The 25,153-nt window shown below is 59.6% G+C and carries 22 protein-coding genes; 9 read left to right on the forward strand and 13 right to left on the reverse strand.

Annotated features, from left to right (window positions below; translation table 11 throughout):
• Window positions 1–140 precede the first annotated feature (140 nt).
• The 3 genes from der to MUY35_RS01980 all read right to left on the reverse strand — a co-directional run bounded on the left by der (window position 141) and on the right by MUY35_RS01980 (window position 3,694).
• Window positions 141–1,598: a ribosome biogenesis GTPase Der gene (gene der, locus MUY35_RS01970; RefSeq protein WP_248363503.1), complete on the reverse strand. Its 1,458-nt coding sequence runs from the start codon at window positions 1,596–1,598 to the stop codon at window positions 141–143.
• Window positions 1,599–1,645: 47 nt separating this feature from the next.
• Window positions 1,646–2,989, reverse strand: coding sequence for a PQQ-like beta-propeller repeat protein (locus MUY35_RS01975; protein WP_248363835.1), 1,344 nt, complete (start codon window positions 2,987–2,989; stop codon window positions 1,646–1,648).
• A 69-nt stretch (window positions 2,990–3,058) separates the two neighbouring features.
• Window positions 3,059–3,694 carry a hypothetical protein gene (locus MUY35_RS01980; RefSeq protein WP_248363506.1) on the reverse strand — a complete coding sequence of 212 codons (636 nt, stop codon included), beginning with the start codon at window positions 3,692–3,694 and terminating at the stop codon, window positions 3,059–3,061.
• Between the two features lie 227 nt (window positions 3,695–3,921).
• Here MUY35_RS01980 and MUY35_RS01985 point away from each other — a divergent pair, with 227 nt between their 5' ends.
• Complete coding sequence (locus MUY35_RS01985; protein ID WP_248363507.1) at window positions 3,922–5,160, forward strand: efflux RND transporter periplasmic adaptor subunit; 1,239 nt, start codon at window positions 3,922–3,924, stop codon at window positions 5,158–5,160.
• Entirely contained in the window at window positions 5,157–8,927 is a 3,771-nt protein-coding gene (locus MUY35_RS01990) for an efflux RND transporter permease subunit (RefSeq protein ID WP_248363510.1), read from the forward strand. The genes MUY35_RS01985 and MUY35_RS01990 overlap by 4 nt, the downstream gene beginning before the upstream one ends.
• Before the next feature lie 78 nt (window positions 8,928–9,005).
• Here MUY35_RS01990 and MUY35_RS01995 read toward each other — a convergent pair whose 3' ends face one another.
• A complete protein-coding gene (locus MUY35_RS01995; RefSeq protein WP_248363512.1) occupies window positions 9,006–10,835 on the reverse strand; it encodes an ABC transporter ATP-binding protein/permease in 1,830 nt (609 codons plus the stop codon).
• A 94-nt stretch (window positions 10,836–10,929) separates the two neighbouring features.
• Here MUY35_RS01995 and MUY35_RS02000 point away from each other — a divergent pair, with 94 nt between their 5' ends.
• Window positions 10,930–11,262 carry a winged helix-turn-helix domain-containing protein gene (locus MUY35_RS02000; protein WP_248363515.1) on the forward strand — a complete coding sequence of 111 codons (333 nt, stop codon included), beginning with the start codon at window positions 10,930–10,932 and terminating at the stop codon, window positions 11,260–11,262.
• Between the two features lie 10 nt (window positions 11,263–11,272).
• On the opposite strand, the gene MUY35_RS02005 is transcribed toward MUY35_RS02000, so the two are convergent.
• Complete coding sequence (locus tag MUY35_RS02005) at window positions 11,273–12,415, reverse strand: LysM peptidoglycan-binding domain-containing protein (protein WP_248363517.1); 1,143 nt, start codon at window positions 12,413–12,415, stop codon at window positions 11,273–11,275.
• Between the two features lie 109 nt (window positions 12,416–12,524).
• Here MUY35_RS02005 and MUY35_RS02010 point away from each other — a divergent pair, with 109 nt between their 5' ends.
• Together MUY35_RS02010 and MUY35_RS02015 are read left to right on the forward strand one after the other, a co-directional pair.
• Window positions 12,525–13,082: a TIGR00730 family Rossman fold protein gene (locus MUY35_RS02010; protein ID WP_248363519.1), complete on the forward strand. Its 558-nt coding sequence runs from the start codon at window positions 12,525–12,527 to the stop codon at window positions 13,080–13,082.
• A gap of 244 nt (window positions 13,083–13,326) precedes the next feature.
• Window positions 13,327–14,694, forward strand: coding sequence for a tryptophanase (locus MUY35_RS02015; RefSeq protein ID WP_248363521.1), 1,368 nt, complete (start codon window positions 13,327–13,329; stop codon window positions 14,692–14,694).
• Between the two features lie 69 nt (window positions 14,695–14,763).
• Here MUY35_RS02015 and MUY35_RS02020 read toward each other — a convergent pair whose 3' ends face one another.
• The 8 genes from MUY35_RS02020 to MUY35_RS02055 form a co-directional block, all read right to left on the reverse strand.
• Entirely contained in the window at window positions 14,764–15,363 is a 600-nt protein-coding gene (locus MUY35_RS02020; protein WP_248363523.1) for a superoxide dismutase, read from the reverse strand.
• A gap of 132 nt (window positions 15,364–15,495) precedes the next feature.
• A complete protein-coding gene (locus MUY35_RS02025) occupies window positions 15,496–15,915 on the reverse strand; it encodes a hypothetical protein (RefSeq protein WP_248363525.1) in 420 nt (139 codons plus the stop codon).
• A 95-nt stretch (window positions 15,916–16,010) separates the two neighbouring features.
• Window positions 16,011–16,418, reverse strand: coding sequence for a hypothetical protein (locus MUY35_RS02030; RefSeq protein ID WP_248363527.1), 408 nt, complete (start codon window positions 16,416–16,418; stop codon window positions 16,011–16,013).
• Between the two features lie 69 nt (window positions 16,419–16,487).
• Window positions 16,488–17,048: a sarcosine oxidase subunit gamma family protein gene (locus MUY35_RS02035; protein WP_248363528.1), complete on the reverse strand. Its 561-nt coding sequence runs from the start codon at window positions 17,046–17,048 to the stop codon at window positions 16,488–16,490.
• Window positions 17,041–20,058 (reverse strand): sarcosine oxidase subunit alpha family protein, encoded by a 3,018-nt coding sequence (locus MUY35_RS02040; protein ID WP_248363530.1) that lies wholly within the window; start codon window positions 20,056–20,058, stop codon window positions 17,041–17,043. The genes MUY35_RS02035 and MUY35_RS02040 overlap by 8 nt, the downstream gene beginning before the upstream one ends.
• Complete coding sequence (locus tag MUY35_RS02045; RefSeq protein ID WP_248363532.1) at window positions 20,055–20,393, reverse strand: sarcosine oxidase subunit delta; 339 nt, start codon at window positions 20,391–20,393, stop codon at window positions 20,055–20,057. Before MUY35_RS02045 ends, MUY35_RS02040 begins: the two co-directional genes overlap by 4 nt.
• A 3-nt stretch (window positions 20,394–20,396) precedes the next feature.
• Window positions 20,397–20,915 (reverse strand): hypothetical protein, encoded by a 519-nt coding sequence (locus MUY35_RS02050; protein WP_248363534.1) that lies wholly within the window; start codon window positions 20,913–20,915, stop codon window positions 20,397–20,399.
• A complete protein-coding gene (locus MUY35_RS02055; RefSeq protein WP_248363537.1) occupies window positions 20,912–22,159 on the reverse strand; it encodes a sarcosine oxidase subunit beta family protein in 1,248 nt (415 codons plus the stop codon). The genes MUY35_RS02050 and MUY35_RS02055 overlap by 4 nt, the downstream gene beginning before the upstream one ends.
• A gap of 216 nt (window positions 22,160–22,375) precedes the next feature.
• Between MUY35_RS02055 and ccmI the strand changes: the two genes are divergently transcribed.
• The 4 genes from ccmI (at window position 22,376) to MUY35_RS02075 (ending at window position 24,796) form a co-directional block, all read left to right on the forward strand.
• Window positions 22,376–23,650, forward strand: a complete 1,275-nt coding sequence (gene ccmI / locus MUY35_RS02060) for a c-type cytochrome biogenesis protein CcmI (RefSeq protein WP_248363540.1) — start codon at window positions 22,376–22,378, stop codon at window positions 23,648–23,650.
• Entirely contained in the window at window positions 23,647–24,111 is a 465-nt protein-coding gene (ruvX, locus tag MUY35_RS02065) for a Holliday junction resolvase RuvX (RefSeq protein WP_248363542.1), read from the forward strand. The genes ccmI and ruvX overlap by 4 nt, the downstream gene beginning before the upstream one ends.
• Window positions 24,111–24,344 carry a DUF1289 domain-containing protein gene (locus MUY35_RS02070; protein ID WP_248363544.1) on the forward strand — a complete coding sequence of 78 codons (234 nt, stop codon included), beginning with the start codon at window positions 24,111–24,113 and terminating at the stop codon, window positions 24,342–24,344. Before ruvX ends, MUY35_RS02070 begins: the two co-directional genes overlap by 1 nt.
• A gap of 68 nt (window positions 24,345–24,412) precedes the next feature.
• Complete coding sequence (locus MUY35_RS02075; protein ID WP_248363546.1) at window positions 24,413–24,796, forward strand: hypothetical protein; 384 nt, start codon at window positions 24,413–24,415, stop codon at window positions 24,794–24,796.
• Window positions 24,797–25,153: the final 357 nt, after the last annotated feature.

Raw genomic sequence — 25,153 nt, forward strand, 5'->3', positions numbered from 1 at the left:
TTGGAAACAGGCTAGGGGGGCATCATGACAGTGAAATGATCGGTTTGGCAAATTTTTACCCCACTAGAAAGCAACGCCCCGCTGATCGGGATGATCAACGGGGCCTGTCAGTTGCATGTTTTCAATGGCGGGCGGAAGCATTAGTCGTCCGCGCGGCCCTTGCCCAAATGTTTGCGTAGGCGTGACGGTGTCGACTTCTTGCGGTTCTTATAGGGGTTCTTGTCCCCCTGCCCGCGCATCGTCAGACGGATCGGTGTGCCGGGCATGTCGAAATCTTCGCGCAGCGCATTAACCAAATAGCGGCTGTAGCTTTCGGGCAATTTGTCAGGATGCGAGCACATGACGACAAAGCCCGGCGGGCGGGTTTTTACCTGTGTCATATAACGCAGCTTGATCCGGCGGCCGCCCGGCGCGGGGGGCGGGTGAGCTGAGATCATTTCGGCCAGCCAACCGTTCAGTTGGGCGGTTTTAACCCGGCGATTCCAGACGTCATGGGCGCGCATCACCGCGGCTTGCAGGCGGTCCAACCCCTTACCCGTCTTGGCCGAGATGGTGACAAGCGGCGCGCCACGCAGTTGCGGCAACAGGCGGTCAAACGCCTCCTTCAATTCTTTCAGCTTGGCCTGCTTCTCAGGCTCTGCGTCCCATTTGTTTACCGCGACGACCACGGCACGGCCTTCGCGTTCGGCCAAGTCAGCGATGCGCAAATCCTGCTGTTCAAACGGGATTTCGGCATCCAGCAAAACCACCACAACCTCGGCGAACTTCACAGCCCGCACACCGTCCGAGACGGATAGTTTCTCTAGCTTTTCCTGCACTTTGGCGCGTTTGCGCATTCCGGCAGTGTCGAAAATTCGCGTCGGCACACCATCCCAGTCAAACCGAACTGAAATCGCGTCGCGGGTTATGCCAGCCTCCGGTCCAGTCAGCAACCGCTCTTCGCCAAGCAGCTTGTTAATCAGGGTGGACTTACCTGCGTTCGGGCGGCCAATCACGGCCACTTGCAAGGGTCTGTCGTTGGTTGGCACGCGGGGGCCGTCATCCGCATCCTCGTCATAATCCACATCCGTTTCCGGAGCGGTCGCGGCGGCGCGTTCTTCAAATTCTTCCGAGATCGGACGCAGCACATCCATCAGCTCGCCCATGCCTTCGCCGTGTTCACCCGACAGACGGATCGGTTCGCCCAGGCCAAGCGAGAAGGCCTCCAGATACCCCGCCTCACCCGCTTTGCCTTCGGATTTGTTCGCGGCAAGGATCACATGCGCGTTCTTGCGGCGCAGGATGTCGGCAAAAACTTCATCCGACGGCAGGATGCCGACGCGGGCGTCCACCAGAAACAGGCAGGCATCGGCCATTTCAACGGCACGTTCGGTCAGGCGACGCATCCGGCCCTGAAGGCTTTCGTCGGTGGCCTCTTCAAGCCCCGCGCTGTCGATAACGGTAAAACGCAAATCACCCAGCCGCGCCTCGCCTTCGCGCAGGTCGCGGGTCACGCCCGGCTGGTCATCGACCAGCGCAAGGCGTCTTCCAACCAACCGGTTGAATAGGGTGGATTTGCCCACATTCGGGCGCCCTACAATGGCAAGGGTGAAGCTCATATCGCTCTCCGGGTCACGTCAAGCGCCCCGCATACACGGTTTACCGGTCAGCGCAAAGCCAGAAGTTTGCCATCGCGAGACACGATGTAGGCGGTGCCGTTCACAACCACCGGGCGGGTTGCCGCGCCACCGGGAATGGCCACTTGACCAACCAGCGCGCCGTTCACCGGATTGAAGCCGCGCATCACCCCATCTGACGACGCAACCCACAGTCTTCCACCCGCCAGAACCGGGCCAAGATTGGCATAGATCGACTTGCGTTTACGGGTTTTCGCCTTTGTATAGTATGGCAGCGGCACGCCCCAAATTCGTTCGCCAGTCTTGGCGTCCAGCCGCACAAGCTGTGCTTCGTCCGACACAAGGAACACCGACCCGCCCGTTACCCAAACGGGGCTGACCGCGCCTTCTTTTGCGGTCCACAGGCGTTCGCCTGACATGTTGATGGCAACCGTGCGACCCACCGGGTTGCCGGTGTAAATGATGCCGTCCTTCACAACCGGCTCACCGGTGATGTCGGTCACGATGGAATAGGCACGGCCCGCACGTTCACCCGCGATCAGGCTTGACCACGTACGCGCACCACCTTTTTTCAAAGCCGCCACCACCTCGCCCGAGGCGAAGGGCAACAGCACCAGACGATCGGTGACGGCAGGCGAGGATACGCCCACGACGCCTTCTTGGCTGGGGGTGCCAGACAGGCGCCATTTCACGCGGCCGGTGCCGGTTTCAATTGCCCACGCGCTGTTGTCGCGGCTGACCACATAGACAAGCCCACCCGAAACAGCGGGCGCGCCAGACCCCGACGCATCCATTTTCTGTTGCCATTTGACTTTGCCGGACGCTGCATCAAGTGCGCTGACCATACCGAAGCCCGATGTTACATAGACTGTGCCGTCCGCATAAGCCAAACCGCCGCCCGACGCGTCGTCTGATCGGTCAGATGGCGGAGTGAGGTCACGCGACCACAGGGTTGCCCCGGAGGTTGAGGTTGCCACCACCTGTGCGCGGCTATCCAAGGTAAATACCCGACCGGCTGCGACCACCGGTTCTGCGGTGATGCGGTGTTTGCGGCCATTGCCTTGCCCGATTGACGCAGCAAAGCGCAGCTGCGGCGCGGGCGACAAGGCGGGATGCTGAACGCGATGGGTCAGGCTGCCGCCCAAATGAGTCCAGCTTGCATGATTGACGGTTGCAGGCAGTGAAATCGGGCGCGCGCCATCCTGACGGCCTGCGCCTTCGACAGATGCGGCCGCTTCAGACAACTCGGCGGCCCCTAACGTTTGCGGGTTCAGGCTGCGCAGATCTTCACGATCGCCCGGTAAAATGTATTCCTGTTGGGAACATGCCGCCAAAAGGCTCAACGAGACCAAAATTCCGGCGCTTTGTTTCAACTTCACGATATGCCCCCCGGGATACCAAAAAATGTCTTTTCAACCCGGATCATTGTCCGGTGTGGATGGTCAGGATGTCTCTAACGATCCACCCAGCGCCACAATCAACTGAGACGCGCGCCGACGCAAGGCCCCAGACGCCTCGTCATCCACCAAAAGCGCTTTCAGGCGGGTGATGGCCGCGTCTTGTTGGCCCTCGTCAACTTCGACCAGCGCCAATTGTTCTTCCGCCAGCACGCGAAACGGTGCGCCGGGCGCGGCCAATGGCTCTAGGCGCGCGCGCCGCGCGGCAGGGTCAAGACCCGATCCGTCTTTTGACACAAGTTTCAACTGAGCCAAATCGCGATACAGTGGATCAATGCTGGTATCGTCGGCCAAAGCGCGCAAGGCGTCCACACCATTTGTGCCCTCTGCCGCTGCCAACATTGCGACCACCACCGCCGCATCCCCGCTGGCATCAATTGCTGCTAGGGCCGTTGCACGCTCGGTCGCATCCGCTTGTTCCTCGGCGGCTAAAATGGCGTCGCCAAGCGCCTGCGCGGCGGACCGGTCGCTGGCTTTGCGCCATTCGTTATAGGCCGCACCACCCACCAGCAAGACGACCAGCAAAACGGCGATCCAGCCGTATTTACGCATGGCGGCGTACAGCTTGTCGCGACGAACCTCTTCGCTGACTTCATCAATGAAAGTATCGGTCTCGCTCACGGCGGTGCCTCCGGGTCAAAATCTCCCCTCCTTTTGCCCCAATGACGCGCGGATGCCAAGGGGGTGCATATTGCCTGACCCTTCGGCTTAATTGGGTGATCTTTTTGGCGCGTTTGGCGGCGGGCAATACTGCCCTTCCGGTTGAGCGGGTCAGGGAAGCCGCACTTGTCCCCGGGTAGGACTCGGCTTATCTTTCGTCATAATAATTAACATCGGCAGGAAATCTTATGCGCCTCTTCCCAATAATCACAGCGATCCTTGTGGTGGCAGGCATGTTCATGCTGGTGTTTCAGCGCGACACACTTGAAACAGCGGCCGGGGCGCCAGTGACGCAAGCGGATGAGGCAAGCACCGCCGCGGACGACACATCAGATGCCGCGCCAAACGAAGGCGTGTCAGTTGTGGCCCTGCGCAGCGCGGCCCGCGAGATCGAGATGCCCGTCCTTCTGCGCGGCCGAACCGAGGCCAACCGTCGGGTCGAGTTGCGCGCCGAGACCACAGGTCAGGTTGTTTCTATGAAGATATCCAAGGGCAGCCATGTCGAAGAAGGCGACATTTTGTGCCGTCTGGATGCTGGCACACGCGAAGCGAGCTTGGACGAAGCAATCGCGCGGTTGGCTGAGGCAAAAGCCCGCGCGCCCGAAGCCGAAGCCCGCGTGATCGAAGCACAAGCCCGGCTGGACGAGGCGACATTTAACCTGACCGCCGCCACCAAGCTGTCCGCTGGCGGTTTCGCCTCGGACACGCGGGTCGCCAACACCAAAGCATCGGTGGAAGCCGCACGGGCGGGCTATATCGCGGCGCAGTCCGGTGCCTCCAGTTCTGCCGCAGCGATCCAATCCGCAGAAGCAGGTGTGGCCGCCGCAAAGCGCGAGATTGAGCGGCTGGACATCCGCGCGCCCTTTCCCGGCACCCTGGAAACCGACAGCGCGGACGTTGGAACGCTTTTGCAACCCGGCGCGGCTTGCGCAACTGTGGTGCAGTATGACCCGGTGCGGGTTGTTGGCAGCGTCTCAGAACTTCAGGTCAACCAGTTAAGGGCCGGGTTGCGCGCCGATGTGCGCCTTGCCTCGGGTGGCGAATTGTCGGGCAACGTGACGTTTGTGGCAGACACCGCCGATCCGGTGACCCGAACCTTCCGCGTTGAGGTTGAGGTCACGCAAGACGATGGTGCCCCCGTCGTACGCGCGGGCCAAACCGCCGAGGTGGTGATCACCGGAAACGGTCTGCCGGCACATTTGGTGCCCCAAAGTGCGTTGACGCTGGATGATGACGGGCGACTTGGTGTCCGGATTGTAACAGGCGACAGCGTGGCAGGATTCGCCCCCGTGACAATGGTGCGCGACAGCGTCGAGGGCGTGTGGGTCACCGGACTTTCAGACCCCGCCGAGGTGATCATCGTCGGCCACCACTATGTCACCGATGGCGTGGCGGTTGACGTCACTTATCAGGAGCCCGGCTTATGATAGGTATCGTCGACTGGGCCGCCAATCGGGCCCGGATGGTCATCGCTTTCGTGATCCTGTCGGTTCTGGCCGGCGCGATCGCCTATGTCAGTCTGCCCAAGGAAGGCGAGCCAGACATCGAAATTCCGGCTCTTTTCGTCTCGGTCCCCTTCCCCGGCATTTCTGCCGTCGACGCCGAACAACTTGTGCTGCGCCCGATGGAGACAGAGCTGGCCGACATTGACGGGCTAAAGACCATGTCAGGCACCGCCGCCGAAGGCTATGCCGGGGTCGCGCTGGAGTTCGAATTCGGCTGGGACAAGACCAACGTGATGGCCGATGTCCGCGATGCCATGAACTCGGCCGAGGGGAAATTTCCCGCCGGGTTTGACAGCTATTCGGTGAACGAAATCAACTTTTCGGAATTTCCGATCATCATCGTGAACCTGACCGGCAATGTGCCGGAACGCACATTGGTACGTCTGGCGCGTGATTTGCAAGACAAGCTGGAAGGGCTTGACGCGGTGCTGGAAGCCTCGCTCGCCGGGTATCGCGACGAGATGCTGGAGGTTGAAATCGACCCTCTGAAGCTTGAGGCCTATAACGTCACAGCGGGCGAACTGATCCGGGTCGTACAGAACAATAACCAGTTGATCGCGGCGGGCGACGTCAAGACGCCCACGGGATCGACCGCCATAAAAATCCCATCCTCGTTTGACGAGGTGCAGGATGTTTATGACCTGCCGGTAAAGGTCAACGACGACAGCGTCGTAACACTGGGCGATCTGGCGACGATCCGCCTGACTTTTGAAGACCGCGAAGGTACCGCGCGTTTCAATGGCGACACCACCGTCGCCCTGCAAGTTGTGAAACGCAAAGGCTATAACCTGATTGATACGGCCGCACAAGTGCGCCGCCTTGTGGATGTTACCCGCAAGGAATGGCCCGCCGATCTGCGTCAGGCTGTGAAAATCGGCACCTCGAACGACCAAAGCTTCGTGGTGGACAGTATGGTGCGCCAGTTGGAAGGGTCGGTCATCACGGCCATCGCGCTGGTGATGATCGTGGTTTTGGGCGCGCTTGGCACCCGGCCCGCACTGCTGGTGGGCTTTGCAATCCCAACCTCGTTCCTGCTGACCTTCGCGCTATTCGGAGCCCTGGGGGTCACAATTTCGAACATCGTCATGTTCGGGCTGATCCTTGCGGTGGGGATGCTGGTCGACGGCGCGATTGTTGTCGTTGAATACGCCGACAAGAAGATCAGCCAAGGCGTTGGGCCGATGGCGGCCTATACGGCGGCGGCTAAGCGGATGTTCTGGCCGATCGTCAGCTCAACCGCGACGACGCTGTGCGCCTTCTTGCCCATGCTGTTCTGGCCCGGCATCCCCGGCCAGTTTATGGGCTGGCTGCCCAAGACGCTGATTTATGTGCTGTCGGCGTCGTTGCTGGTGGCCTTGGTCTATCTGCCAGTGGTCGGCGGCGTGTCGGGCCGGATCAGCCGCACCATTGGCTTTCTTTCCGACGCGCTGCGCGGTCTGCCAGTTTGGCTGCGGATCACGCTCGTCCTGCCGTCGGTCTATGTTCTGTTCTTGTCCGGCTTCCAGCTGCTGAACCCAGGCTACCTGTTCGGCGGCGTGCCTCCGTTTGAAGGGGTCATGGCGATCATGCCGGGCGCGGTGATGTTCCTGCTTGGCGCAGCGGCGACCTCGATCACGCTGGGGTCGCTGAGCTGGCACCGGGAAGCGAAGACCGTGAAAGGTGGCTATCGCCGAACATGGTTTGGCCACCTGATCCACTTTATCTCGGGCAACCCGATCATGCCGCTGGTGGCTATCGCGCTGGTCATCGGCTTCGTTGTTTCGACCTTCATGATGTATGGCCGTAACAATCTGGGTGTCGAGTTCTTTGCCGACAGCGAACCCGAACAAGCCATCGTCTATGTGCGCGCACGCGGCAATCTGAGCCTGCAGGAAAAAGACGCGATGGTCCGGCAGGCAGAAGACATTGCGCTGTCCACCAAGGGCATCGAAAGCGTGTTTGCCTTTGCCGGCGCGGGCGGGCTGAACCAGAATACCGGCGGCGCGATGGGGCCGCGCGACAGTATCGGCCAGTTGCAGATTGAGCTGGTGGCGTGGGAAGATCGCCCGTCAATCGAGCGCGACGCGCCGCTGTTCGGCCTGATCCCTTTTACCACGACCGAGATTGACCCGGAATTTGACGGCGACGCGGTCATGGCCCGGCTGGAACAACGCCTGTCCACCTTGCCCGGATTTCGCACCGAGGTTCTGAACCTGAACCGCGGCCCAGCCTCGGCCAAGCCCGTGCATCTGCGTTTGAAAGGCGACAACTGGGAAGCTTTGGAGACCGCAGCCTCCGCCGCCATAGCCCAGTTCAACGCAACCCCCGGCCTGACCGCCATCGAAGACACGCTGCCCCTGCCCGGCATTGACTGGCAGCTGAAAGTCGATGTCGAAGAAGCCGGGCGTTACGGCACCGATGTCGCCACAGTGGGCGGCATGGTGCAGCTTGTGACCAACGGCATTCTGCTGGACACGATGCGGGTGGACAGCTCGGATGAAGAGATTGAAATCCGCGTGCGTCTGCCCAAGAAAGATCGTGTTCTGTCCACGCTTGATGGGTTGAAACTGCGCACCTCGACAGGGCTTGTGCCGCTGTCCAACTTTGTAACCCGCAAGCCAGTGCCCAGCTTGGCGCAGATCGACCGGGTGGACCAAAGCCGCTATTATGACGTGAAGGCGGGCGTGCAGGATGGATTGGTCCGGCTGACCGACCCCGAAGGCGGCGAACGCTATGTCGGCGCAGATGAGGCGGACCAAATTCTGGCAAGCGACGAAGGTGCCGATCTGACCCGAATGCCGGTCACCCCCAGCGACCGGATCGCCGCCCTGACCGCGTGGATCGACAGCGTCGACCTGCCTGTCGGAGTGACTTACGAATGGACCGGTGATCAGGAAGATCAGGCCGAAAGCCAGGCGTTCCTTGGGCAAGCCTTTATCGGCGCGCTTGGGCTGATGTTCATCATCCTGCTGGCGCAATTCAACAGCTTTTACAACTCGGTTCTGGTGCTGCTGGCTGTGGTTCTGTCCACCACCGGTGTTCTGGTTGGAATGATGGTGATGCAGCAGCCGTTTTCGATCATCATGACTGGCACGGGCATCGTCGCCTTGGCGGGGATCGTGGTGAACAACAATATCGTGCTGATCGACACCTATCAGGATTACGCGCGCTTCATGCCGAAGATCGAAGCCATCACCCGCACCGCCGAGGCGCGCATCCGCCCGGTTCTGCTGACCACCATCACCACCATGGCCGGTCTTGCACCGATGATGTTCGGCCTGTCGCTGGATTTCTTCAAGGGCGGCTATTCGCTTGATGCGCCCACTGCCCTTTGGTGGAAACAACTGGCGACCGCTGTGGTGTTCGGACTTGGCATCGCGACGGTGCTGACGCTTATCTTCACTCCCTCTATGCTTGCCCTGCGGGTGTGGATATCGGCCGGCGCTTATCGTTCGGCCAACGGGCTGCGCGCGCTGGCACTGCGCTCGGGTCAGACGGCGCGTGATGTGGCGCTGGACAAAGCCGCGCGCAAACAGCCGATCCACGAGCTCCTATGGGTCACCGAAAGCGATCTGGGCCCGGCTGGCAACACGCAAGAGCCCCCTGTCATGGATCAGGGAAATGCCGAAGGCGAGGGTAAGGCGACCGCCGAGCCTGATACTGAGGCGCCGAAACGGCCCGGCAAATCACCGCTTCGAGCTGCCGAGTGAACCAAGCAAACATCGAAACATAAGAAGGGCGCACAAGTATCTGTGCGCCCTTCTCTTTTAGCGAACGGACAAAAGCGCTTAGGCAGCGGCGATGTCTGTTGCCTCTTCTTCGCTGGCTTGGCGAGCCCACATCGCGGCGTAACGCCCACCTTTGTCCAACAGTGCGTCATGGCTGCCACGTTCGACCACCTCGCCCGCTTCAAGCACCACAATCTCGTCGGCATCAACGATGGTGGACAGGCGGTGCGCGATGGTGATGACCGTGCGCCCCTGCCCCATTTCGCGCAAGCTTTCCTGAATGTCGCGTTCGGTTTGGGTGTCCAGCGCCGAAGTCGCCTCGTCCAACAACAATATCGGCGGGTTCTTCAGCAACGTTCGCGCGATGCCGACGCGCTGCTTTTCACCACCTGACAGTTTCAGGCCGCGTTCGCCGACCTGCGTGTCATAGCCTTCGGGCAGGCTGATGATGAAATCATGGATTTTCGCGGCTTTTGCGGCGGCCACAACCTCGTCACGGCTGGCCTCTGGCCGTCCGTAGGCGATGTTGTAATAGACGCTGTCATTGAATAGCACCGTGTCCTGCGGCACGACGCCAATGACACCGTGCAGACTGTCTTGGGTCACATCGCGCACGTCCTGCCCGTCGATAGACAAGCTGCCACCGTTGACGTCATAGAAGCGAAACAGAAGTCGTCCAATGGTCGATTTTCCCGACCCCGACGGGCCGACGATTGCGACGGTCTTTCCGGCCGGTACATCAATCGACACACCTTTCAGGATGGGTCGTTCCGCGTCATAGCCAAAGCGCAGATCATCGAACTTCAACGCGCCGCCGGTGACTTTGATATCAGGCGCGCCGGGCGCGTCTTTCACGTCGGCCGGTTGTTCAAGCAGGTTAAACATCTCGTCCATATCGACCAGCGACTGGCGAATTTCGCGATACACGGTGCCAAGGAAATTGAGCGGCATTGTGATCTGGATCATATAGGCGTTGACCATCACGAAGTCGCCGACCGTCAAATCCCCGGCTTGCACGCCAATTGCGGCAAGAACCATCACACCCATCAGGCCCAGCGTGATCAGAAACGCTTGCCCGAAGTTGAGGAAGGCCAAGGAATACGAGGTCTTCAGCGCGGCTCGTTCATACCCCGCCATCGCCACATCATAACGTTCGGCTTCGCGCGTCTCTGCGCCGAAATATTTGACGGTTTCAAAGTTCAGCAGGCTGTCGATGGCCTTTTGGTTGGCATCTGTGTCTTGGTCGTTCATTTCCTTGCGGATACGCACGCGCCATTCGGTCACTTTGAAGGTGAACCAGACATAGATGGCAATCGTGACCACCACGACCGCCAAATACCAAACGTCAAAAACGAAGAAAAGGATGGCCGAGATCATCACAAGTTCCAGCACCAGCGGGCCCATGGAAAACAGCATGAAGCGCAGAAGGAAATCGACACCCTTCACGCCACGTTCGATGATCCGCGACAGCCCGCCCGTCTTGCGCGTGATGTGATAGCGCATCGACAGGCGATGAATGTGGGTGAACGTTTCCAGCGCCAATAAGCGCAGCGCGCGTTGGCCAACACGAGCAAAAACGGCGTCTCGCAATTGCTGAAACCCGTTGGTCATCATCCGCGCCATACCATAGGCCAGCGTCAGTCCAATCGCACCGATCGCCAGCGCCCATGCCTCGCCTGTCGCATCGCCGCTCAGGACGTCGACCGCACCTTTATAAAGAAACGGCGTCAGGACCGAGATCACTTTGGAGGCCAAAAGCATCACCAGCGCGATGACCACACGGTATTTCACCCAAGGATGTTCGTCGGGCCAAAGATAGGGCGCAACACGCTTGATCGTGCGCCAGCCATTCTTGGGGGAATCGGTGGTTGTGATACGGGAAGGAGCCATTCGTAACCTTATTCTGGCTAGACCCGGCGGCAGAAACTGCGCAGCGGGTTCGCTGGGGCTTGTGTTATTTCAATATTTCACCGATATTTGAAATATGGAGCAGAGTCGAGTCCTCAAATCCCTGTCCGCGATGGCACATGACACCCGGTTGGAAATCGTGCGCCTGCTTGTGGCGCGCGGTGATGAGGGGATGGCGGCGGGCGCGATATCTGACGCCCTTGGTGTCTCTGCCTCTGGTCTGTCCTTTCATTTGTCGCAGTTGGAAACGGCTGGGCTGTTAACCTCGCGCAAGGCATCGCGCCATGTGATCTATGCCGCGAACCGCGCCGCCCTTGGAGGTGTGATCGCCTATCTGCTGAATGATTGCTGTGCGCGCGACCCCGACATTTGCGCCTGCGCCAGCGAGAACGCGCAAGCACTCGGTTAAGGGCGCGTGCCTACTCCGCGTCGGGTATCGCAAATACCTGTCCGGGGTAAATCAGGTCCGGGTCGCGGATTTGTTCACGATTGGCGGCAAAGACACGCACGTAAAGCGGGCCTTCGCCCAAGTGATCACGCGCAATTGCCCACAGAGTCGATCCAGGTTGCACGGTTACCGCTTCGACCCGCACTTTGGGGCTTGTCGGTTGGGTGTTTGCAACCGCTGCCAGTTGCGCGGGCTCTTCGCGTTTGAACGGCGTTTCCGTACGCGAGGCGACAGACCCGTCATCGGCCAATTCGTCCACCCGCAAAGTGTAGACCCCGCTTGGCACCGTGGACAATGGTACACGCCATTGACCGCTTTCTGACACCTCGCCAATCTCAATCGGGGTGTTGTCCAGATAGACCCGCAGGTCAGCACCACTTTGCCCTCGGCCCGACAAGGCGACATCACCCACATCGTCATAAGTGATTGCGTCGATGACGATGTTGTCGACGGCAGGGCGACCGCCCCCATCTTGTAAAACCGCGATGCCCTGCTCATCTGCCAGCAAGACCTGCGGGGCGGCGGCGATTGTCGTATCCTCATCCGAAGTCTCTGGCACAGCTTCGGGTTCTGTTGTGGGCGTGGTCGCGGCGGTGGTGTCGGCTGGCGCGGGCTTGGCGGCCATCGGCGCGATCAGAACCGTCTGCGGGCTTTCGCTGTTTTCGATGACCCGACCACTGTCATCCAACTCAGCGATACCCAGTGCTCCGGGTGTCTCAATTGGTAGATCCAGAAGCGCCACAAAATTGCCGTCGCTATCAACGGTGATATCTTCAAGCGGTTGACCGTCAAGTGTCAGCTGGATCGTGCTGTCGGGCTTTGCATGACCCGCCACAACAGCGCTGCCATCCGGGTCCACGCGCACGACATCAAAGCCAGATGCCTCTGAGGCAGATGGCGTATCCTCTTGTTGCTTGGCATTTGGGGCGGTGATCTGCGGCGCTGCTTCTTCTGTCGATGTCTGCGCAGACGATGCTGGTGCGGGCACTTGGGTGACCGGCGTTTGGTATCGAGACCACAAAAACCACGCCGCACCAATCGCCACGACAAGACCAATGCCTGCCGCGATCATCAGCCCTTTGGGCTTGTTGGTGCTGCCCGTTTCGATTGTCATATGCGCCCTCTGTCGGCCGATCTTTACGTCGCGCCTGCTTGTTGAACACTAGCAATCCCGCTAACACCGGTCAAAAGATCATTCGGACATGGGGCTATTGGGGACGAACATGACACAACACACGGCATCTGTCTGCGTATATTGCGGCTCGCGGTTTGGGACAGACCCGGCCTTTCGCGAGGTTGCGGCGGCACTTGGCACGGCGCTTTCAGGCAATGGCTGGCGGCTGGTTTATGGCGCGGGTGATGTCGGGCTGATGGGCACCGTGGCCGCTGCGGCGCAAGACGCAGGTGCGGCAACGTTTGGGGTGATCCCCAAGCACCTTTTGAAAAGGGAGGCGGGCAAACGCGATCTGACCACCTTCATCGTCACCGAAAATATGCATGAACGCAAAAAAGTGATGTTCATGAATTCGGACGCTGTGGTTGTTCTGCCCGGTGGGGCCGGATCGCTGGACGAATTCTTCGAGGTTCTGACTTGGCGCCAGTTGGGCCTGCATGACAAACCGATCCTGCTTTTGAATGTAAACGGTTTTTGGGACCCGTTGGTCGGCCTGCTGGATCACGTGATTGATCACGGATTTGCCGAAGACAGCCTGCGCGGTTTCATGACCGTCGTGACGGATGTGGATCAGGCGATGGCGGCCCTGTGCGACGCCTTGTCGTGACGAAACACGCGCTGATGATCGCCAGCACACGTTTGGTCGTTTTGCCCCGGCGATGATCTGTAATACCTGCGCAGATGGCATCGCAAGGCTTGACGACTGCAAGCCCCTCGTGACAGAAATTACAGGCAACTTGAAGGGCGCTGAGCGCGGTCCGCATCTGTGGACAACCGTGGCGCTAGGGTCCCTTTCGCGTTGAACAGTTGCCGCGATGTGCATGGGTCCTTTAACAAAAGGCCCTGAACCCATGAAAACAATCATAGAACCCTTCCGCATCAAATCGGTCGAACCGATCCGCATGACCACCCGCGCCGAGCGCCAAGCGTTGATCCGGGACTGCAATTACAACCTGTTCGCCCTTGATGCAGTCGACGTGCTGATCGACCTGCTGACCGACAGTGGCACCGGGGCGATGTCGTCCGAACAATGGGCGGCCATCATGCGCGGCGATGAAAGCTATGCCGGGTCGCCCAGCTTCCACCGCTTTCGCAAGGCGGTCGCGAACCTCATGCCGTTTCGCCATATTATCCCGACCCATCAAGGGCGCGCCGCCGAGGCCATATTATTCTCGATGATGGGCGGAAAGGGGCGCGTGATCCCGTCAAACACCCATTTCGACACCACCCGCGGCAATATCGAAGCCTCGGGCGCGGTGGCGGTTGATCTGGTGATCGACGAAGGCAAAGACCCGGCTTGTGAGCATCCGTTCAAAGGCAATATGAATATCGAGAAGCTCGATTCTTGTCTAAGCGAACATGGCGACGCGGTGCCCTGCGTGATGCTGACCATCACCAACAACGCCGGCGGCGGCCAACCCGTCAGCCTTGAAAATATCCAAGCCGTCGCCCACACCGCCCGCGCGCACGGCAAACTCTTTTTCATAGACGGTTGCCGATTTGCCGAAAACGCATGGTTCATCAAGTGCCGCGAACCGGGTCAACAGGATAGAACCATCACCGAGATCGTGCGCGACTGCTTCGCCCCGGCGGATGGCATGACCATGTCCGCCAAGAAGGATGCGTTCGGCAATATCGGCGGCTGGCTGGCGCTGAATGACGACGCATTGGCTGATATCGCCCGCGCCCACCTGATCCGCACCGAGGGCTTTCCCACCTATGGCGGGTTGGCCGGGCGCGATCTGGACGCGCTGGCACAGGGGTTGAGCGAGATCGTGGACGAAGACTACCTGCGCTACCGCATCCGCACCAATGAGTATATCATCGAGCAATTGGATGCGTTGGGCGTTCCGGTGGTAAAACCGGCAGGCGGGCACGCGGTGTTTGTCGATGCGCGCAGCTGGCTAACTCACATCCCGCCCACCGAATACCCCGGGCAAGCGCTGGCGGTGGCGCTTTATGAAATCGCCGGTGTGCGCAGTTGCGAAATCGGCACCGTGATGTTTGGTCGCCAGCCCGACGGCTCTGAACAGCCCGCCGCGATGGACCTTGTCAGGCTGGCCTTTCCCCGCCGCACCTATACCCAAAGCCACGCGGATTACATCATTGAGGCCTTTGGCGAACTTGCGCAGATGCGCGACAGCCTGACCGGGTATCGCATTACGTGGGAGCCTGACCTTATGCGCCACTTCACCTGTAAATTTGAGCCGTTGGTCTAATCAAAGCTGCACAAATAGAAAGCGCCCACCCGTTTCCGGATGGGCGCAAGTCCTGCGTATGTGAAAGGCTTACAGGCGCGAGGCCACGTTTTCCCAGTTCACGAGGTTGTTCAGGAAGTTGTCCAGATAGGCAGGGCGCTTGTTGCGGAAGTCGATGTAGTAGGAATGTTCCCACACATCGCAACCAAGAAGCGCGGTCTGGCCGAAGCACACCGGGTTCACGCCGTTTTCGGTCTTGGTGACCTTCAGCCCGCCATCCGTGTCTTTCACCAGCCAAGCCCAGCCCGACCCGAATTGACCCGCACCGGCAGCCGCAAACCGCGATTTGAACTCGTCAACCGAGCCAAAGCTGTCATTGATCGCTTTTTCAAGCTCACCCGGCATGGACGATTTGCCCGGACCCATCATTTCCCAGAATTGGTTGTGGTTCCAAAGCTGGCTGATGTTATTGAAAATGCCGTTCTGAGCGACTGCCGACTTGTCATAGGTGCCGGTGATGATGTCCTCAAGCGACTTGTTTTCCCACTCGGTCCCAGCGATCAGCTTGTTGCCGTTGTCGACATAGGCCTTGTGGTGAAGGTCGTGGTGGTACTCCATCGTTTCCGCCGACATGCCAAGATCAGCAAGTGCATCGTGAGCGTAAGGAAGATCGGGAAGTTCAAAAGCCATTTTGGGCCTCCTGTTCATGCGTGTTTCCGTTACGTCCTAGATGGGGTAGCGGACGGGGCAAGGTCAAGGGGCACATGTGATGCCCATCCAAATATCGCACTTGCACCCAGCCTTCCGCATTGCATCGGCCTGCTATTTTACAACACAGGTTCCGCTGTCGCGAAAAGTGTTGTCAAATCCAACAGGCTTCATGAAGACCTTGGCCTTGAGGCTCCGTTTCAGGACAGTCAATCGGTAGACATGCTTTGACGTCACAGGCAAAGCGCTTCGCGTCGTGCCGCCGGGTAGGCTGACGGTATAGGCAAATGTCACTCTTTTTTCGTTGTCGGTGATGCGGCTCACAGTTTGGGGTTTGCCAAAAAAATTGTTGAGCACACCGTCAATAACTGTGGCCGCTCCGTTTTTTTCATCATAGTCAACATACATGGTCGGACCCATCCAGTTTCCACCCGACCTGCTCATTTTTAACTTGCATTCATATGTCTTAGCTGCCGCTGGAACTGCAATGACGGACAATGCGGCAATACACGCCGCAGCACAAAACTTCTTCATTTTCAAATACCTTGTAAGATTTTTTCCGAACCGAACGGATGCCACGGCTTTCGCTGGCTCGCAACCCCTCTAGGTTGTTGCTGCGGCAAACTAACTCATCTTATCCGGCAAGCGCCCTGACCCAGATACCCATTCGGATAGCCACGCGGTTTTGATCGGATCACGACCTTCAAGGACGGCTTCAGGATCGTCGCCCGGAACGCCAGCGCCGGTGTATACTGCCGCCCTTGCCCTTGAGTGTTTGTCAGGCGCGTGATCTCCCACGCGATAGTGACGCGTTTGGGGTTTTCGGTGACAACCCGTGCGGTCATGGGTTTTCCGACGAAATACTTGATCAACGGATCCCAGACATCGGCGGTTTGAGCATGTGGCGTATGGTCAACCAAAAGCCGGGTGGGCAGCCAGTCGCCGGTGCCTTTCGGCGTGATATCGCAATTGTAAATATCAGCGCGCGCTGGCGCGATTAGACAGAACAGAAAAAGGGCCGCCAGACAAACGCGCATGCGTTAATCATAGCGACCCTCAACTTATGGTTGCAACACCCGATTTCGGGGATGCGATATCTCACGACATCAAACGATGCCGACTTCTGAACCCGGTTGAACCGCGTCCTTCAGCAGGTCGAACGCATATTGCGCCACTGACCTGAAGCAGATCAGCTCTGCTGTCTGGTCATCGGTCAGATAAAACGCGGCCGGGATCTGGGCGACCCTTGTGCGACGCAACTGACCGGGCACCATGACGGCTGTGTCTGCGGGGCTGAGCTTGGCCAGCACTTCGCGCACCGCGTCACCGGTCAAGCGATAGACCGCACGCGCATCAGACACGTTGACGACCAGAGCATGCTCCTTCGCCAGCGTCTTGGTCGCTGCCGCGACAAGGTCCGCTGCCTTGGAATGGTCCACGACAAGCAAAAGCTCATCCGGCGACATCCAGCCTGCGCGACCCTTCGCGCCTTCGGTAATCTGGCCCTGCCCCGGCATCTCGGCGCCCGTGGCGGTCTTGACCGCCTTGGTGACACCTTCCGACGACAGATCGCCGCGCAGGGTGATCATGCCGACCAATCCGGCCTCTTCGACCTTGCAATAGCCATCAAACGACGCGCCTTGCAGTGCGGATACAGCATTAGACATTCTGCTTCTCCCCGTCCTTGTCATAGAAGACCGGATCAACAATCCGCGCCTTCATCTCGGTGTTTGAACCGTCCACGGTCGGGAAGCTCAGCACATCGCCCATCCGATCAGGTCCGTGTTTTACCAAACCCATCGCGATGCCTTTCTTCAGCGTCGGCGAATAATAGGTCGAGGTGACGCGCCCGATCATGTTCCTGTGACCATACTGGTTTTCGCCGCCTTCGACCGCATAAGCGCCGTCCGGCAGAACCGATCCGTCGAGCGTTTCCAGCCCCACCAGCTTCCAGCGATCCGGGTCTGTCATATGGCTACGAAGCTGAGCGCGCTTGCCAAGAAAGTCCTCTTTCTTCTTGGAAATCGCCCAGTTCAGCCCCAGATCCTGCGGGATCACGGTGCCGTCGGTTTCGTCCCCAATCATGATAAAGCCCTTCTCGGCCCGCATGATGTGCAAACATTCGGTGCCATACGGCATGACGCCGAATTCCTCTCCGGCCTCAAGAAGCGCATCCCAGAAGGCGCGGCCTTGGCTAGCGGGCACGGCAATTTCATAAGACAGCTCGCCCGAGAACGAGATGCGATAGACGCGCGCATCGAACGCGCCGATCTTGCCGTCTTTCCACTGCATGAAGGGAAGTGTTTCCTTGGACACATCCATCCCGCCCAGCTTTTCCAACAGCTTGCGCGCGTTGGGGCCGACCACGGCGACCTGCGCCAGTTGCTCGGTGATGTTTGCGACGTAGACTTTCCAGTCCCACCATTCGGTTTGCAGCCATTCCTCCATCCACGCATAGATGCGATCAGCCCCGCCCGAGGTCGTGTGGCAGAGCCACGTGTCTTCGTCGATCCGGGCGACAACACCATCGTCCGACAGGAACCCGTTTTCCGAGCACATCAGACCATAGCGGCATTTGCCCACGGCAAGGTTCGACATCATGTTGGTATACATCATGTCCAGAAACTTGCCCGCGTCCGGACCTTTGACGATCAGCTTGCCGAGGGTTGAGGCATCCAGAAGCCCGAGCTTTTCGCGGGTGTTCAGAACTTCGCGATGCACGGCTTGTTCGTTGGTTTCACCCGGTTTGGCATAGCAATAGGGGCGCCGCCAATGGCCGACAGGTTCCATGTAAGCGCCAGCGTCTTCGTGCCACCCGTGCATCGGCGTGCGGCGGAGCGGCTGGAAGATCTCGTGACGCGCTTCGCCTGCAATCGCACCGAAGCTGATCGGCGTGTAGGGCGGGCGGAAAGTGGTGGTGCCGGTCGCCGGAATGGGTTGACCCAATGCATCAGAAAGGATCGCCAAGCCATTGATATTGGATAGCTTCCCTTGGTCCGTCGCCATGCCCAATGTGGTATAACGCTTGGTGTGCTCAACGCTTTCATATCCCTCACGGGCAGCAAGCTGCACGTCCGACACCTTCACGTCGTTCTGATAATCCAGCCACATTTTCATGCGTTTCTGATGACCAGCACCCTGCGGCATGATCCAGACAGGAGCCATTGGCTGTGTCGCCTCGGGGTCTGCCTTGGGGCCAGCCTTGCGCACGGCCTTGCCGCCTGCCGCTTTCGCAGCTTGCTGGCCCGCCGCATAAGCGTCCGACAGCACATCCGCCAAACTCATCGCGCCCGAAGCGGCACCCGCGGTGACCACAAAGGATTGGCCATCATGGCCTGTGGGCGCGCGGTCAGGGTCGGGGCGGAAATGGCTCTGTTCGTCGTCCCAGATCAGTTTGCCGCCGCAATGCGACCACAGGTGCACGACGGGGGACCAGCCGCCCGACATGGCGACCGCGTCGCAAGCGATATCTTCGACCGCCGAGCCTTCGCCTGCCTGCGAGCAGATCGAAACGCCCGTCACGCGTTTGCCGCCGTTCACCTTGGCGATGGCCTTGCCGACTTCGACTCGAATGCCAGCGGCGCGGGCAGCCTCTGCCAGCGGACCGGTGGCTTGGTCGCGTGCGTCCAGAATAACCGGAACCTCAAGCCCGGCCTCTTTCAACACAAGTGCAGTGCGGTATGCATCGTCATTGTTGGTCACAACCACGGTGCGGTCGCCCACCGACACGCCCCAGTTCACGGCGTAGTCACGCACGGCAGCCGCCAGCATGACACCCGGAATGTCGTTGCCTGCAAAGGACAACGGGCGTTCGATCGACCCCGTCGCGGTGACGATTTGCTGCGCACGGATGCGCCACAGGCGATGGCGCGGGCGGTCGTCGCCCGGCGTGTGATCGGCCACACGTTCATAGCCAAGCGCATAGCCGTGGTCATAAACGCCCGATCCCATCATGCGGGTGCGCAGGGTGACGTTGTCCATACTTTCAAGCTCGGCCAGGGTCGCGGCGGTCCAGTCATCGGGCGACTGCCCGTCAATCTCGCCACCATCAACCGGGGCACGACCGCCCCAATGGTGCGTCTGCTCCATCACCAGCACTTTCGCGCCCGACCGACCCGCGGCCAGAGCGGCGGCCAGACCGGCGACACCGCCACCGATCACCAGCACATCAGTGTGGTGATAGAAATGCTCGTAACGATCCACGTCAGCCTCGGTCGGGACTTTGCCCAGACCGGCGGATTTACGGATGATCGGTTCGAACACGTGTTTCCACGCGGGCGCGGGCGCCATGAAGGTTTTGTAATAGAACCCCGCCGGCAGGAAACGCGCAGCGTAGTTGTTCACCACGCCCACGTCGAATTCAAGGCTCGGCCAGTGGTTTTGCGAAGTGCAGGCGAGGCCGTCAAACAGCTCGGTCGTGGTGACGCGTTGGTTGGGTTCAAAACGCCCGCCCTGCCCCATGTTGACCAGCGCATTGGGTTCTTCCGCGCCAGACGCGACAATGCCGCGCGGGCGGTGGTATTTGAACGACCGGCCAACCAGCATCTGGTCTTCGCCCAGAAGGGCTGCGGCCAGCGTGTCGCCCTCATACCCCTTCATGCGTTTACCGTTGAAGGTGAAATTCTTCGGTTTGGTGCGGTCGATCAGGCGACCGCCCTTTGCCAGACGGGTGCTCATTTCGCTTCACCCATGTTCGGGCCCTCCCACTCGGGATGTTTCTTTTTAACCGCATTGATGATCGCCTTGGGCGGCTCATAAGTCTGGGCGGAATAGGTGCCGTAGACCTCTAGCGTCATGGTGTTACGCGCCGCGTGGAACCACTTGCCGCAACCCGACACGTGCCGCCAGCGTTCAAAGTGAACACCCTTGGGGTTCGCGCGGTGGAACAAATATGTCTGAAAATCTTCATCGGACGAGCCGGGGCCATAGCGCTTCAGATGCGCCTCGCCACCGCCATGCAGGTCCGTTTCATCGGCCATCACGCCGCAATAGGGGCATTCAAGGATCAGCATATTTTATCCTTCCAACATTCTTAGCAAAACTGTTTCGCCAACACCGCTCTGGACTGAGGCGATGATTACAAGCGCTATCTCCCACCAACCCATCTTCGAAAGAACCTGTTCATGCTTCTGGATCATCCGATCAAGTGCGGTGATTATAGGTTTACTCATCTCATGTGCTTGCGTAATTGCACCTTTGTTTTGCTCCAAAACTGCACGATCATCAGGCCCAAAGTGCAGCTTGGCTTTGTCATAAATCGCAAAAAACTCTGCGGTTTTGGGAGCGACTGAAAACAATTCGGCATTCCAAAGAGCTATATGTGTTTGAAGCCAGCGGACGTAGGATGCATAGGCATTTCTCGCAAACGCAAAAGAAACCAATATAAGACCCAGGCCAACAATTCCCATCCGCCCGAAAAGTGCAGGCAAATGTTCATATATTGCGATAAGAGAAACAGTGCCCCACAGCGCAACTGCCACCAGTGGAGCAAAGCGTTTCCAACCAACTTGCCTAGCCGGATCTCTGAAAATCAATGAGCCACCCCCGCAGCCACGCTTTCATCAATGAAGCGTCCTTCAGTGAAGCGGTCCAAACCGAACTCGCTTGCCAGCGCGCCGGGTTCGCCCTTGGCGACAGTTTCGGCCATGGCCCAGCCCGATCCGGGGATCGATTTGAAGCCGCCGGTGCCCCAACCGCAGTTGATGAAGCAGTTGCCCAAGGGCGTCTTGCCGATGATGGGTGAGCGGTCGCCGGTCACGTCCACGATGCCGCCCCATTGGCGCAGCATTTTCAGGCGTGAGATGATTGGGAAGGTCTCGACCAAGGCCCGCACGGTTTCTTCCACATGGTGGAACGATCCGCGCTGGGTGTAGTTGTTGTAACCGTCCGTGCCGCCACCGATGACCAGCTCACCCTTGTCGGACTGAGACATGTAGCCGTGCACCGTGTTGGCCATGACCACCACGTCGATGCAGGGTTTGATCGGCTCGGACACCAGTGCTTGCAACGCCACGCTTTCCATCGGCAGACGGAAGCCCGCCATATCGGCCAGATGGCTTGCGTTTCCGGCCACAAGCATGGCCAGCTTGTCGCAATCAATCTGACCCTGCGTGGTATCAACGCCCGTGACCTTGCCGCCCGACTGGCGCACCCCGGTCACTTCACATTTCTGGATGATGTCCATGCCCATGTCTGAACACGCACGCGCATAGCCCCAAGCCACCGCATCGTGACGCGCGGTGCCCGCACGGGCCTGCCACAGCGCACCCAGAACGGGATAGCGCGGGCCGTCGATGTTCATGATCGGCACGAGTTCCTTCACCCGCTGCGGCGAGATAAATTCAGTCGTCACACCCTGCAGCGCATTGGCGTGGGCCGTGCGCACATATCCGCGCACCTCGCTTTCGGTCTGGGCCAGCATCATGACGCCACGCGGGCTGAACATGACGTTGTAGTTCAGGTCCTGGCTCATCGTCTCGTAAAGCGAGCGGGCTTTTTCATAGATCGCGGCAGAAGGGTCTTGCAGATAGTTCGACCGGATGATCGTGGTGTTGCGGCCCGTATTGCCGCCGCCCAGCCAGCCCTTTTCGATGATCGCCACATTGGTGATCCCGAAATTCTTGCCCAGATAAAACGCCGTGGCCAACCCGTGGCCACCCGCGCCCACGATGACCACATCGTATTTCTTCTTCGGCTTGGGCGACGCCCACGCGCGCTCCCACCCCTGGTGATAACGCGCAGCCTCGCGCGCAATGGCAAATGCAGAATAACGTCGCATGCGAATCCCCTCAGCTGGGCACACAGTTCATGTCGGTTTTACACGTCTTGCGACGTTGGCGGACGATATTCCAGCGTCATTTGGAATGAAAAAGGCGACATAGCGCGGAATTTACCGCCCCGCGCGGCATCGTGATTGTCGCACTTGACCTTTAAGGGTTTTGCCCGCCCGCGTTGCGCATTACATGGGGGGGTAACTTAAGCTCGCGGAGGGAACATGGTTTTCTGGCTGATCATCGGGGCGCTCACGCTCGTCACCATTTTGGTTCTGGCGCGGCAAATGTTGCGGCCCCACGACCTGTCTGCGCCCGCGGACGGCGAAACGGGTAAGTTAAGCTCGGACATGAAAGTTTATCGCGACCAACTCAGCGAGCTGGATCGTGACTTGGAACGTGGCACTGTGACCGCGCAAGAAGCCGACCGCGCCCGGATCGAGATTTCGCGACGCCTGCTTGAGGCCGACAAAACCGCGCAAGCCAAAATCGTGCCTGCCGACGCCCCGGCTGGTGTCAGCCGCCTCGCCATGGCGCTGTCCGCCGGCGCAATCGCTTGTGGCGCCTTTGGGCTCTATTGGGTCATGGGCTCACCCGGCTATCAGGATCTTGGCCGCGAAAAACGGATCGCAATGAGCCAAGAGATGCGCGAAAGCCGTCCCAGCCAGGCTGAAGTCGAAGCCGACATGCCACCGTGGCCCGGGCCCCCTCCCGAAGCGCCTGAAGATTATCTTGCACTGATCAATAATCTGCGTGAAGCGGTCGCCAAAAAACCCGATGACATCCGCGGTTTGGACCTATTGGCGCAGCACGAAGCCGCCCTTGGCAACATGGTGGCTGCGCGCGAGGCGATGAGCCAGTTGCTGGCAATCAAAGGGCAATCCGCGACCGCAGACGATTATGTCCGGCAAGCCGACCTGATGGTCAACGCGGCGGGCGGTTTTATCTCGCCCGAAGCCGAGGACATGTTGAAAAATGCCCTTGAGCGTGACCCACGTCACCAGTTGGCACGTTACTATACCGGGCTAATGTTTGCCCAAAACGGACGCCCCGACATGGGGTTCCGCCTGTGGCGCGGGCTGCTGGAAGAAGGCCCTGACACCGCCATCTGGTGGACGTCGGTGCGAACGCAAATCGGTAGCCTCGCGGCTCATGCTGGCGTCGACTACACCCCGCCCGATGCCGCGCCCCGACCCACGATGCCTGCCGCCCCCGGCCTGCCCGGCCCCAGCGCCGACGATGTCGACGCAGCCCAAGACATGAGCGAAGAAGACCGCAACGCGATGATTCAAGGGATGATCGAACAGCTCTCGGAACGGCTGGCCACTGAAGGCGGCACGCCCGAGGAATGGGCCCGCCTGATCAGTGTGCTTGGCGTTGTTGGCGACACAGAACGCGCTGCGGCCATCTGGGGCGAGGCTCAGACCGTGTTTGCCGACACCCCCGATGCGCTGGCCACTGTGCGCGCCGCTGCCGAACAAGCCGGGGTCGCCTCGTGATCCATGAGACGGTCGAGGCCTTCGCCCAAGACCTGCCCCCAATGGCGGCGCTGGGTGGGTTGGATCTTGGCACGAAAACCATCGGCGTCGCGGTGTCTGATGGATTGCGTCAGGTTTCAACCCCGCTTGAGACCATCAAACGCAAGAAGTTCACCACGGACGCGGCCCGCTTGCTTGACATCATCGCGGATCGCCAGCTTGGCGGGTTGGTCCTTGGTCTGCCGCGCAACATGGACGGTAGCGAAGGGCCGCGCTGCCAATCCACCCGTGCTTTCGCCCGAAATCTGGAAAAGCTGGTCGACATCCCGATCACATTCTGGGACGAACGCCTGTCTACCGTCGCTGCCGAACGCGCCCTGCTAGAGGCGGATACGTCCCGAAAGCGTCGCGCAGAGGTGATCGACCATGTCGCCGCCGGGTATATCCTGCAAGGTGTGCTGGACCGAATGAGGCATCTGTAATGACCGACGACATCTGGAAACGCGACGAGGTGGAAAGCCCCTGCGTCAACGTCTGTGTCGTCCACCCCGTGGCACGCATTTGCACCGGATGCTTCCGCACGATCGAAGAAATCGGCGGATGGTCACGCCTGTCACCCGCCGCCCGACGGGCCGTGATGATCGACTTGCCAGACCGCAAAAACTTGCTGACCAAACGGCGAGGTGGACGCAAAGCGCGACTTGCGCAGGAATAAGCCTGCTCACCGCAACGTGACGCGACACAGTTGAGATTGCCGTTAGTCTTGGGGTGAAAGGAAGCCCCATGCCCCACCCGACCCATCTCGCGCTGTGCCTGACCGCCCTGTCTTTCGGATTTCCAGCACAGGCCGAAAACTGGAAAACCCGGCCAAACGACACCCGCCTAAGCGCTTCAGAGTTGTCCGACACTCTGACAGGACACACACTGACATACCATGATGGAGGCACCTCGGCGTTCGAAAAAGACGGGCATTACACTTATACCTATGGCGGCGGGGGAACATGGCTGGGGGAATATGTGATTGGCGCGGACAGTACGGCTTGCGTGACATTTGTCACCGGTATTTCACGCTGCGATCTTTACATAATGAATGGCACCAGCCTGGTGGTCATCACCGAGGACGGGCTTCGGTTTCCGATCCAATCGGTCACGCCTAATGAGGAGTAGGCCCGAGTATAGGTCGGAAGAGGCCTCGGCCCTCGCACCTTCGGGGCTCACCCCAGGATATTTCGCGCCGGAAGAAACCCGCAGCAATCATCGGGATTCTGGGCCCGACGAACACAAGCTCGTGACGCTGCAACTGCAGCTTCATCGCCGTCGGCTGTATCCCACTTCATTTGCGCAGGACTTGGTTGCGATTTGGTGCTTCTTCTGGCCTGAAATATCTACCATGGCGCGCTGGCCAACACCCAGCTTAATCGTGAGCATGGGTAAAGCGCGTCTAGGCGCCAAATATCGGACGCTCTTTGCGAATGCGGTTTCAGCAGAGCAGCCGTTCGTCCCGCGCGCGACATAGTCGTCCTC

The organism is Aliiroseovarius sp. S1339, from assembly GCF_023195695.1.
Classification (GTDB): domain Bacteria; phylum Pseudomonadota; class Alphaproteobacteria; order Rhodobacterales; family Rhodobacteraceae; genus Aliiroseovarius.